Here is a 12,246-nt window from a genome sequence, read left to right as displayed (position 1 = left end):
GCAGCGCCATCCACCGCTTTTACGCCGGCTGGCGCGAAGCTTAACCGCCCTACAATTTTCCGTTGGTTACTTCTTACCGGCCAACAGATCGAGCACTTCCTGAACGCTGGTGGTATTCGCCAGACGCTCAATCACGGTGTCATCATCCAGCGCGTTGGTCAGGCTGGTGATAACCTGGATGTGCTCGTTATTGCGGGCAGCAATACCGATAACCAGACGAGCCATATCCTCCGGCTCTTCACCAAAATGCACACCCGCCGGGTACTGGCAGAAGACGATGCCGGTTTTCAGCACGCGATCTTTCGCTTCAACGGTGCCGTGTGGTACGGCGATACCTTCACCCAGATAAGTTGGGGTCAGCTTCTCACGTTCAAACATCGCCTCGACATATTCCGGCTGAACATAACCGCCGCTCACCAGTTGCTCACCGGCAAAGCGAATCGCTTCTTCTTTGCTGGCAGCGCTCAGGCCAAGGAAGATGTTTTCCGCACCCAGTTTGAACAGCTGGCTGTTGTCCTCATCGAAGCTGTCTTTCAGGCTGTCATGGACCTTCACTTCGTTGTCCGTGTGGCGCTGTGCGGCAACCAGACGCTCGGTCAGATCGCTATACAGGCCGCTGTCGAGGAAGTTGGTCAGCGAAATATGCTGCGCCTGCGGCACCTGGCGCATAGCGCGCTCGGTCAGGTCACGGTGCGTAATCACCAGATCCACGTCTTCCGGCAGGCTGTTGATAGCGCTGTTGGTGACGGAGATATTTTTCAGCCCCGCATCGTTCACTTTCTTACGCAGAACGCCTGCGCCCATCGCGCTTGATCCCATGCCGGCATCGCAGGCAACGATGATTTTACGCACGTGGCTCAGGTCGTTAGACGCGCCAGCGCCCACAGCCAGCGGTGCAGCGCCACCTTTAGATTCGGCCTTCATCTCTGCCATACGGCGAGCCGCGACTTCGATATCGTCTTCTTCTTTCACCTTGCTGGTTTTCAGCAGGATTGCAGAAATCACGAAGGAGACCGCCATCGCCGCAACGATTGCCGCGATGTTCGCGAAGTAGGCGCCTTTTGGCGTCATCGCCAGCACCGCCAGGATAGAGCCCGGAGACGCCGGGGAAACCAGGCCGCCGTTCAGGATAGTCAGCGTGAACACGCCGGTCATACCGCCGAGGATAACGGCCAGGATCAGACGTGGATTCATCAGCACATACGGGAAGTAGATCTCGTGGATACCGCCCAGGAAGTGGATAATTGCCGCACCACCCGCAGACTGCTTGGCATTACCACGGCCGAAGAACATATACGCCATCAGCACGCCCATACCCGGACCCGGGTTGGCTTCAATCAGGAAGAAGATTGATTTGCCCAGCTCGTGAGACTGCTGAATACCCAGCGGCGAGAAGATACCGTGGTTAATCGCGTTGTTCAGGAACAGGATTTTCGCCGGTTCTACGAAGATAGAGGCCAGCGGCAGCATGTCATGGATAACCATGAAGTTAACGCCCGCCGCCAGAATTTTGGAGAGAACTTCCACGGCCGGGCCGATACCCATGAACGCCAGAATCGCCAGGATCATCCCGATGATGCCAGCGGAGAAGTTGTTTACCAGCATTTCAAAGCCGGATTTAATCTTACCGTCTACCCAGAGGTCGAAACGTTTAATCGCCCAGCCGCCCAGAGGACCAGCAATCATCGCGCCAAGGAACATCGGCATATCCGCACCGACGATAACGCCCATCGTGGTAATTGCACCAACCACGCCACCACGATCGCCGCCGATTAAGCGGCCACCGGTATAACCGATGAGCAGCGGCAGCAGATAGGTGATCATCGGGCCTACCAGTTTCGCCAGCGTCTCATTTGGCAACCATCCAGTGGGAATAAATAACGCGGTGATAATACCCCAGGCAATAAATGCACCGATGTTAGGCATTACCATATTGCTGAGGAAACGACCAAAGCTTTGCACTCTGATCTTGATATCGGATGACATACGCACACCCCTTGTTGTGTTTACGCGCCGGGAAAGCAGCCCGAGGTTTATTGTTAACGTAGCGGCAGAGAAGCCTGCCAGATGCTTTAAGTGAGGCGAATCTGGCACGGGATCGTTAAGCTGTCCAGTCGGCGGGAAATAATGTGAAGTAGATCACCACCAATCCAGGGGTGAAGGGCATTGCAGCGTGATTAACCTCACAAAAACGACGTGTAAATATAGTACAGTGATAATTCTTTAACCGTATAACGCGATATTTTGTGATGTTTGTCACATTTTTACGTTGCACATTTGTTTGTATTTTGTGACTTGAATCACAAAATATATTCATCAGAATTTTCCTGGCGTAATCCAGGACGCACGGCGCCGCTTCACCGAACGCCTGATGTAGCTTTCTTACATATTTTTTCGACGCTGCCTTTTTATACATCCTGATCCATACTTATCTTTTGTTAGTTAAAAATGGACGATGTGATGAAACTGATCGGCAATTACACCAGCCCGTACGTGCGCAAAATTTCGGTCATCCTGCTGGAAAAAGGCATCACCTTTGAGTTTGTGAATGACAATCCATGGACGGCTGAAAGCGCCACGCCGCATTACAATCCGTTGGGCAAGGTCCCGGCTCTGGTAACCGGCGAAGACGAATACTGGTTTGACTCGCCGGTTATCGCGGAATATCTGGAGCTTCTCGATATTGCCCCCGCGCTTATCCCGCGTGAGCCAAAAGCCGCGCTGAAAATGCGTCAGATAGAAGCGCTTGCGGACGGAATTATGGACGCAGCGCTCGTTTCAGTGCGTGAACAGCAGCGCCCGCCCGCTCAGCAGTCCGAAATCGAGCTGCTGCGCCAGCGTGAAAAAATCAGCCGTGGGATGGACATGCTTGAGAAGTTCGCCGCGGACAAAACGCTATCCGCCGAACCGCTAACCGTTGCGAATATTGCCGTGGCCTGCGCCGTGGGCTATATCAACTTCCGCCGCGTTTCTCCCGGCTGGTGTGTCGATCGCCCGCACCTCGTCAAACTGGTTGAAGCCCTTTTCCAGCGCGAAAGCTTTGCCCGCACCGAACCGCCAACGGCATGATCTCCCTGACAGGGAACTAACGCCTCCGTCAAGTGGCTAAAAAAGAAGGAAAAAGTGTGGTTTTTCCTTCTTTTTGTTTAGCAGATGAAAATCCATAAATAGATTTTTCTGTCTGTTTCAAAGTGAACATAGCCCTGTTAACAGTATGAGCTTTATCGTCAGTCTGATGTAAAATGACGCAAAATTTCTCAACCCACGGTTTGCCATGACCTCCCATCGTACTTTGTATAGCCAACTGCCGGCGACAGACCGCCTGTTACGTGACGCAGCGTTCAGCGCCCTGCTGCATGAGTTCGGCCATACCCGCGTGGTTAACGCCCTGCGGGAGATGCTTGATGAGGCGCGCGAGTACATCCGTTTCCGGGAAGCATTACCCGCCTGGCACGCGGACTGGGCGGCTCAGGCGAAGAAAAGGCTTGAGGCGGGCCAGCAAAGCGCATTCCTGCCGGTGTTTAACCTGACCGGCACCGTGCTGCACACCAACCTGGGCCGTGCTTTACAGGCTGAAGCGGCTGTTGCAGCGGTAACCCAGGTGATGCGTTCCCCGATCACGCTGGAATACGATCTGGATGGCGCAGCACGCGGCCACCGCGACCGGGCGCTGGCGGAGCTACTGTGTGAGCTAACCGGCGCGGAAGACGCCTGTATCGTGAACAATAATGCGGCGGCAGTGCTGCTGATGCTGGCCGCCTGTGCGGATGGCGGCGAAGTCGTTGTTTCGCGCGGCGAGTTGGTGGAAATCGGCGGTGCGTTCCGTATCCCGGACGTCATGCGGCAGGCGGGTTGCCAGCTAGTGGAAGTTGGCACAACCAATCGCACGCATCTGAAAGACTATCGGCAGGCGGCCAGCGGCGGAAACGCCGCGCTGCTGATGAAAGTCCACGCCAGCAATTATCAAATTGAAGGCTTCACCAAATCCGTGTCCGAGGCGGAGCTGGCCGCGCTGGGTAGCGAACTAAATATTCCCGTGGTCAGCGACTTAGGCAGCGGCTCACTGGTCGATCTCAGCCAGTGGGGGCTGCCCGCAGAACCTATGCCGAAGCAATTAATCGCGGCGGGCGTGAGCCTGGTGAGTTTCTCAGGGGATAAACTGCTCGGCGGCCCGCAGGCGGGAATTATCGTCGGCAAAAAAGATCTTATTGCCCGCCTTCAACAGCATCCCCTCAAACGCGCCCTGCGTGCCGATAAAATGACGCTGGCGGCGCTGGAAGCCACGTTGCGTCTGTATCAGCATCCCGAAACCCTGGTTGAAAGGCTGCCAACGCTGCGCCTGTTAACCCGTGATGCCACAGCTATCAGCGAGCAGGCCCGGCGTCTTGCTCCGGCGATACAAACGCGTTTTGGCGAACGGTTCGAGGTGCGCGTGGAGCCTTGTTTATCGCAGATTGGCAGCGGTTCGCTGCCGGTCGACAGGCTGCCGAGCGTCGCCATCACCTTTACGCCAAAGGACGGACGCGGCACCACGCTAAGTACGTTAACCCAACGCCTGCGCGAGCAGCCAAAGCCGGTTATTGGCCGCATCAGCGACGGGCGTCTGTGGCTGGATTTACGCTGCCTGGAAGATGAGGCGGGCTTAATGGAGATGCTGACCCAATGATTATCGCCACCGCCGGGCACGTGGACCACGGCAAAACGACGCTATTACAGGCCCTGACAGGCGTAAATGCGGATCGCCTGCCGGAAGAGAAAAAGCGCGGCATGACCATCGACCTCGGCTACGCCTACTGGCCGCAGCCGGACGGACGAGTTATCGGCTTTATCGATGTGCCGGGGCACGAAAAATTCCTCACCAATATGCTGGCGGGCGTAGGGGGTATCGATCACGCTCTGCTGGTTGTGGCCTGCGACGATGGCGTGATGCCGCAAACCCGCGAACACCTCGCCATCCTGCAACTGACGGGTAAACCTGCCGTTACCGTCGCGCTGACCAAAGCCGACCGCGTCAGCGAAACGCGCATTGAAGAAGTTCGGGAAGACGTTAAAGCTATGCTCAGCGAAGCGGGCTGGCAGGAGGCAAAAATCTTTGTTACCGCCGCCACAGCGGGTACTGGCATAGCTGAACTGCGCGAGCATTTACAGCAAATTCCGGAACGCGCGCATCCTCGTCAGCACCGTTTCCGGCTGGCGATTGACCGTGCTTTCACCGTAAAAGGCGCAGGCCTGGTGGTAACGGGCACCGCGCTTAGCGGCGAAGTAAAAGTCGGCGATACCTTATGGCTAACAGGGGCAGATAAACCGATGCGCGTGCGCGGTCTGCATGCGCAAAACCAGCCGATGGACGCCGCCTTTGCCGGGCAGCGTATCGCGCTTAACGTCAGCGGCGACGCTGAAAAAGCAGATATCAGCCGTGGCGACTGGCTGCTGGCGGAAAAGCCGCTGCTGCCCGTTGAACGCGTTATCGTCGAGCTTCAGGTTCACGCGCCGCTGCAACAATGGCAGCCGCTGCATATTCATCACGCCGCAAGCCACGTCACCGGGCGCGTGTCGCTGCTGGAGGATGATCTGGCGGAACTGGTGCTGGATGTACCCCTGTGGCTGGCAGAAAACGACCGCCTTGTGCTGCGTGACATAGCCGCACGTACCACGCTTGCCGGGGCGCGAACTCTTCTTCTGCACGCCCCACGCCGCGGCAAACGCCAGCCCGCGTACCTTGCGTGGCTGCATCAGTTAAAACAGGCGCAGGATGACCGGCAAAAGCTGGACGCCCTTTTGCAGCGCGGCACCGTCTCATTAAGCGCCTTTGCCTGGGCACGCCAGCTCGCCAGCGGCGGCCTGGCGGCGCTGCTGGCGAAGCCGGGTTCTATGCAGGCGGGCGATAATCTGCTGAGCATTGATATCGCCGCCCGCTGGCAGCAAAAACTGCTCGATACGCTTGCCCGCTACCATCAGCAGCATGACGATCAGCCAGGCCCTGGCCGCGACCGCCTCAGACGCATGGCGCTGCCGGGTGAAGACGAACCTCTGGTGCTGGCATTAATTGAGAAAATGCGTCACGAAGGCGCGCTTGTCAGCCGTCAGGGCTGGCTGCACCTGCCCGATAATGCTCCCGGTTTTTCAGCGCAGCAGCAGGTGCTATGGGAGAAAATCGACGGCCTGTTTGGGGACGAGCCGTGGTGGGTGCGCGACCTGGCAGCGGCGATTAAGCAGGATGAACAAAGCGTGCGCCAGCTGCTGCGCTTTGCCGCTCAGCTTGGCCTGGTAACGGCGATCTTAAAAGATCGTTATTACCGCAACGATCGGATTCAGGCGTTTGCCGGTTTGATCCGCGAGCTGGATCAAACCCGGGGCGCCGCCAGCGCGGCAGATTTCCGTGACCGTCTCGGCATAGGCCGCAAGCTGGCGGTGCAAATCCTTGAATATTTCGACCGGACTGGCTTCACTCGCCGTCGCGGAAACGAACATTTATTGCGGGATAAGGCGCTGTTCGGGCAGGAAAGTCCCTAAAGAAAATGGTGGGCGGCGCTGCGCTTACCCACCTTACACAACCTCCGGGTCGGATAAGCGCCATCCGATACAATCCGTCATCAATCTTTCTGCTTAGCCAGCCAAACCGCGCCCAGCATCCCGGCTTTATTACCCAGCTTGCAGGGACGAATCGGCACCTTCAGCACGTCCCAGAACTTAAATCCTTCGAGATGGCGCTCCAGCATCGGATACAGCATCGGCTGCGTACTCACGCCGCCGCCGAGCAGAATCGCCTGCGGATCGAATAGCGACACCACGCTATAAATTCCGCGCGCCAGATATTTCACCCAGTTATCAATCACGCCCTGAATATGTAAATCCGTCTCGGCGCGGGCAAAAATATCCTGGCCGTGAATTTTCTCATCCGCCGGGATATTCATCTCCCTGCGACAGGCGTCCATCAGCCCTTTGGCGGAGGCCAACTGGTGCATATCCTCCCCGTATTGTCCCACGGGCAGCACGCCGAACTCCCCGGCCCGGAAGTGCGAGCCGCGCATGAGTTCGCGATTAACGATAATGCCGCCGCCGATGCCTGTCCCTATGGTTACGCACACCAGCGAATCATAATCATGGCCCGCGCCCAGCCACATCTCACCCAGCGCGGCACAGTTCGCATCGTTTTCGACGGTGATCGGCAAATCGGTCAGCTCGCCAAACATTTCCAACAGGTTGCAGCCGTCCAGAAACGTCAACGACCCCGCCTTGGGCACCTGCCCGGTATACGGATTGATATATCCCGGAAAACTAATGGCAATACCGGCGATTTCATTATGTTGCCGGTAGCCCGCCACCACGCTTTGCCAGGCGCTAAGAAAAAGCTGGCGGTCGTAGTGGGTATCATATTCTTCAGCGATCAGCACCTCCCCCTCTTCGGTGAAAAGACCATGTTTTACATGGGTACCGCCTACATCAAAACCAATAAACAGGCGCATGAGCAATCCTTGTGACGAAACGGGAAAAAGGTAATCTTTTAGTATGAATCAAATCAGTTAACCTGCTGGCTGAATACTCTGAATCAAAAAAATTTAATCCGTGAGCCGCGTCGTAAACCCTTCAAACTCTGACGAAGAAATCACCGCTGACGTCTAATCTTGATAGGCAACCGCGACAAGGAGAACACCATGACAACTAATCCTCCCGATACCCGAATTATCCCCGGCGAGTATGGCTTTCCGCTGAAACTGAAACCGCGTTACGACAACTATATTGGCGGCGAATGGGTAGCGCCAGTAGACGGCAAATATTATGCAAACCTCACCCCGGTCACCGGCCAGCCTTTGTGTGAAATTGCCAGTTCCAGTAAAGGCGATATCGACCTGGCGCTGGACGCGGCCCACGAGGCGAAAGCGGGCTGGGGCGGCATGTCCGTGCAGGACAGAGCGAATATCCTGCTAAAAATTGCCGATCGCATGGAGCAGAACATCGATCTGCTCGCCGCCGCCGAAACCTGGGATAACGGCAAACCTATCCGTGAAACCAGCGGCGCCGACGTTCCGCTGGCCATCGACCATTTCCGCTATTTTGCTTCCTGTATACGTGCGCAAGAGGGTGGGATCAGCGAAGTTGACGGTGAAACCGTGGCGTATCACTTCCACGAGCCGCTGGGCGTTGTCGCCCAGATAATCCCCTGGAACTTCCCGCTGCTGATGGCGAGCTGGAAAATGGCTCCGGCGCTGGCCGCAGGTAACTGCATCGTGCTTAAACCGGCGCGCCTCACGCCGCTATCCGTGCTGCTGCTGATGGAACTGGTCGGCGATCTGCTGCCGCCGGGCGTTATCAACGTGGTAAACGGTGCGGGCGGTGAAATCGGCGAATATCTGGCAACCTCAAAACGTATCGCCAAAGTTGCTTTTACCGGTTCCACCGAAGTGGGCCAGCAAATCATGCAGTATGCGACGCAGAATATTATTCCGGTAACGCTTGAGCTGGGCGGTAAATCCCCGAACATCTTCTTTGCCGACGTGATGGACGAAGAGGACGCGTTCTTCGACAAGGCGCTGGAAGGCTTTGCGCTGTTTGCCTTTAACCAGGGTGAAGTCTGTACCTGCCCAAGCCGCGCGCTGGTGCAGGAATCCATCTATGAACGCTTTATGGAACGCGCCATTCGCCGCGTGGAATCCATCCGCAGCGGCAACCCGCTCGACGCCAGCACGCAAATGGGCGCCCAGGTTTCCCAGGGCCAGATGGAAACCATCCTCAATTACATCGATATCGGTAAAAAAGAAGGGGCTGACGTGCTGACCGGCGGGCGTCGTAAAGCGTTTGAAGGCGACCTGAAATCCGGTTATTACCTGGAGCCGACAATCCTGTTTGGTAAAAACAACATGCGCGTTTTCCAGGAAGAAATTTTTGGCCCGGTGCTGGCCGTGACCACTTTTAAAACCATGGAAGAAGCGCTGGAGCTGGCGAACGATACCGAGTACGGCCTGGGCGCGGGCGTCTGGAGCCGCAACGGTAACCTGGCCTACAAAATGGGCCGCGGCATCCAGGCGGGACGAGTCTGGACCAACTGCTATCACGCCTATCCGGCCCACGCCGCGTTTGGCGGTTACAAACAGTCCGGCATCGGACGCGAAACCCATAAGATGATGCTGGAGCACTATCAACAGACCAAATGCCTGCTGGTGAGCTATTCCGATAAACCGTTAGGGCTGTTCTGATACAAATCCAGCCTTCTTCGTCATCAGGCGAAGAAGGCTGGATAATCGACAACACGGTATTTCTCCTGCTGGAACCGTCACCTGCACAGCTCTACTGCTTAAGAGACGGTCCGGGAGAGAGGGAAATTAATCGTATAAACACGCCGTTGATTTTAATATATCTGCGTGCTGGTAAATTTCATCCAGCGTAGCTATCGGGTGGCGAGTCTCATTTTTATCACTGTCAAATATGCCGATATATTTTTGGCTGCGATTAAAATGGAGGCGGCATATAGGCTTACGATTATTGTCATCCAACAGGATGCCGAAATAACTTTTTGTGTCCCGCTGGCTGATACGTGTTGCATCGACAACGGTACGCACAATCGCTTTCACAATGTGGTAACCCTCCAACTCGTCAAGGGTGGTTTGGATCACATTCTCGTCAGTAAGCTCCTGTTCATCCTTCCCTGCTTCACTTGAAGCCTCCGCCGGAACAGTTGAAATTTGCGCGCCGCTCATCGCCGATTTTAAACGTTCGTTGATCCGATCGTTTAAAAACTGGCTGGCAGCTTTTTTGGTCAGTTCAGTGAACGAATCTCTGACTTTTTGCGTAATGATTCCATCATAAACACGCGAGGCAAATGATTTTACAAAATCATCATCCGGAGAATTGAACTGAGCCCCGATCAATCTTTTAATCTGACTGACATATTTTAGCTCTCCTGCGGCGTTAATAATCGATTCAACGTCAAACGCTGATTTGGTGAGTTTGCGTAACTCAGGCAAAACATATTCATCAATATCTAATAGATCGAACTCAAGGAAGGGTTTTTCATCCATTCTGTTGGGTGAATCCAGATCGGTGAAAAATTTATCAACCTGACCATTAGTTAATATCGAAATACGAGCATTGGTGACGTGAAAATATCTGAATAATTGCGATGCATGGTTCAAATTAAGAACATCGCCGATTTTCTTACACTCGATCGGTATCTGCACCTCGCCAGCCGCAGCGCATTTCTGGCAGAAGCAGCACGACGTATATTGAAAAGCAGTAAATAAGCAAGGCCCCAGCTTCGAGGGGCCCACGAACTCAGTCGCCGTTTACCCAGATACGCATTTCCCCTTCCCCACGATTGGCCCAGCTAAACCACGGGATGAAGGTGAGTTTTTGCGGCTGTGCGGCAACCGGTGCTTTATCATAGTGATAGAGCGCCTGCTGCCCGGCCTGCTGGCTTTCCATGCGAATCCCCTCGGCCTGAATCAAAAACTTATGCGCGAAGATCCCTTTGCCCTGAATCAGGCTGAACGCGCTATCTTTCGGCAGCTTCAGGTTATGCAGTTCCGCGCCGTTATCCGCCTCTTCCAGACAATAAACCAGCGGCCCGCGCTGCAAGGCAACTTTACCCGCGACGTGACGCAGCAGTGGATTGCCATACACCCGACGTACGGGCATCGGCAGCGTCAGCGCAATGCGGTCGCCTTCCTGCCAGATACGATTCAGATGCAAATACCCTTTGCGAATGTCCCCTTCGCAGGTTTCACCGTTGAGCGCTACGTGTGGATTATCACACCAGTCCGGCAGGCGTAACGCAATGGTATGCTGCACCGGCTCAGGCGAAGCCACACCGATCTCTATCTGTTCGTGCCACGGATAGTCGCCGCTGATTTTCAGCCGCAGCGCCTTATCGCCCACCGCCACCTCCATTTCGTTGCCGACATACAAATGGACATAGAGCGCATCCGGCCGTGGAGTGTAGAGATAGTGACCGAGCGACGTCAGCACGCGGGCAATATTCGGCGGACAACAGGCGCAGCCAAACCAACGCTGGCGAACCGGCTTCACGTGATCGTAAATATGGTTGAACGATAGCGATTTAGGGTGTACTTCCAGCGGATTCACATAAAAGAAATGTTTACCATCCAGCGCCATACCGCCCAGCACCGTGTTGTACAGCGCGCGTTCCATTACGTCCGCAAAGCGGCTGTCCGCCTCCATTTGCAGCATACGGCGGGCAAACATCATCAGCCCGATGGACGCACAGCTTTCTGCGTACACCGTGTCGTTCGGTAAATCGTAGTCCGAACTGAACGCCTCACCGCTGCTTTGCGAACCAATCCCGCCGGTGATGTACATCTGGCGCTGCACCATGTTGTCCCACAGACGCAGGCAGGACTGCCGTTTTTCCTCATCTTTATGCAGCCGCGCCAGGTGAGCCACGCCCGCCATCAGGTAAACAAAGCGCACCGCATGGCCGATGGCCGTTTGCTGCAACGCCAGCGGTTCGTGTGCCTGGCTATAGGCTTTGTCTTTCACCATCCAGGCCGGGCCGTGAATGTTCCAGTGCGAAGTGCGTCCACGTTTTTCATATTCGATATCGTAGAAATGCGGCTGGGCGCCACGCTCTTCAACAAAGTAATTCACCAGGTTCAGATAGCGCGGGTTATCCGTCACTTCATACAGACGCATCAGCGCCAGTTCGATTTCCGGGTGGCCGGGATAGCCATGCAGCTGATTTTCACCGGGGCCAAACACGCTGTCGATATGATCGGCAAAACGGCAGACCACCTCCAGCAGGCGGCGTTTCCCGGTCGCCTGGAAGAACGCCACCCCCGCCTCAATCATGTGGCCGGCGCAGTAAAGCTCGTGGCATTCAGCAAGGTTCGTCCAGCGCTGCCCCGGCTCTTTGACGGTGAAATAAGTATTGAGATAACCATCTTCACACTGCGCCGCTTCAATCAGCTCAATAACTTCATCGGCGGTTTTTTCAAGCTCCGCGTCCGGTTTCTGACACAGCGACCAGGCGACCGCCTCCAGCCATTTCGCCACGTCGCTGTCCTGGAACACCATGCCGTAGAACTCGCCGTCTTTACGGCCTGCCGCAATCTCAAAGTTTTCGATAGCGTGGCTTGGGTCAGCCTCTGCAATGCGATCGTTAAGCGCGTCCCACTGATACGGAATAACCACGTCACGCACCAGGCGCTGGTATTGCCCCAGAAAGGCATCGGTTACTTTCAGTTTATGCAGATCAACTTCCTGTAAAACATCTGGCTGATTCATTTCAACTCC

8 protein-coding genes are annotated in these 12,246 nt (G+C 55.5%); 4 read left to right on the top strand and 4 right to left on the bottom strand.

The window, feature by feature from the left end; all coding sequences use genetic code 11:
- Window positions 1-66 precede the first annotated feature (66 nt).
- Window positions 67-1,986 (bottom strand): PTS mannitol transporter subunit IICBA, encoded by a 1,920-nt coding sequence (locus tag E2L00_RS15360; RefSeq protein WP_167613129.1) that lies wholly within the window; start codon window positions 1,984-1,986, stop codon window positions 67-69.
- Window positions 1,987-2,460: 474 nt separating this feature from the next.
- Between E2L00_RS15360 and E2L00_RS15355 the strand changes: the two genes are divergently transcribed.
- From E2L00_RS15355 to selB, 3 genes are all read left to right on the top strand, one after another.
- Window positions 2,461-3,069, top strand: a complete 609-nt coding sequence (locus E2L00_RS15355; RefSeq protein WP_167613127.1) for a glutathione S-transferase — start codon at window positions 2,461-2,463, stop codon at window positions 3,067-3,069.
- A gap of 205 nt (window positions 3,070-3,274) precedes the next feature.
- On the top strand, window positions 3,275-4,666 hold the full coding sequence (gene selA, locus E2L00_RS15350) for an L-seryl-tRNA(Sec) selenium transferase (protein WP_167613125.1): 1,392 nt from the start codon (window positions 3,275-3,277) through the stop codon (window positions 4,664-4,666).
- On the top strand, window positions 4,663-6,513 hold the full coding sequence (gene selB / locus E2L00_RS15345; RefSeq protein WP_167613123.1) for a selenocysteine-specific translation elongation factor: 1,851 nt from the start codon (window positions 4,663-4,665) through the stop codon (window positions 6,511-6,513). The genes selA and selB overlap by 4 nt, the downstream gene beginning before the upstream one ends.
- Before the next feature lie 80 nt (window positions 6,514-6,593).
- On the opposite strand, the gene E2L00_RS15340 is transcribed toward selB, so the two are convergent.
- Window positions 6,594-7,466, bottom strand: coding sequence for an ROK family protein (locus tag E2L00_RS15340; RefSeq protein ID WP_167613121.1), 873 nt, complete (start codon window positions 7,464-7,466; stop codon window positions 6,594-6,596).
- Between the two features lie 189 nt (window positions 7,467-7,655).
- Between E2L00_RS15340 and exaC the strand changes: the two genes are divergently transcribed.
- Window positions 7,656-9,194: an acetaldehyde dehydrogenase ExaC gene (exaC, locus tag E2L00_RS15335; RefSeq protein WP_167613119.1), complete on the top strand. Its 1,539-nt coding sequence runs from the start codon at window positions 7,656-7,658 to the stop codon at window positions 9,192-9,194.
- A 126-nt stretch (window positions 9,195-9,320) separates the two neighbouring features.
- Here exaC and E2L00_RS15330 read toward each other — a convergent pair whose 3' ends face one another.
- A complete protein-coding gene (locus E2L00_RS15330) occupies window positions 9,321-10,175 on the bottom strand; it encodes a restriction endonuclease (RefSeq protein ID WP_420808857.1) in 855 nt (284 codons plus the stop codon).
- A 94-nt stretch (window positions 10,176-10,269) separates the two neighbouring features.
- A complete protein-coding gene (locus tag E2L00_RS15325; protein WP_167613117.1) occupies window positions 10,270-12,237 on the bottom strand; it encodes a glycoside hydrolase family 127 protein in 1,968 nt (655 codons plus the stop codon).
- Window positions 12,238-12,246: the final 9 nt, after the last annotated feature.

Source organism: Cedecea colo (assembly GCF_011808225.1).
GTDB lineage: Bacteria > Pseudomonadota > Gammaproteobacteria > Enterobacterales > Enterobacteriaceae > Dryocola > Dryocola colo.
This window is presented reverse-complemented; position numbering and strand designations above follow the sequence as displayed.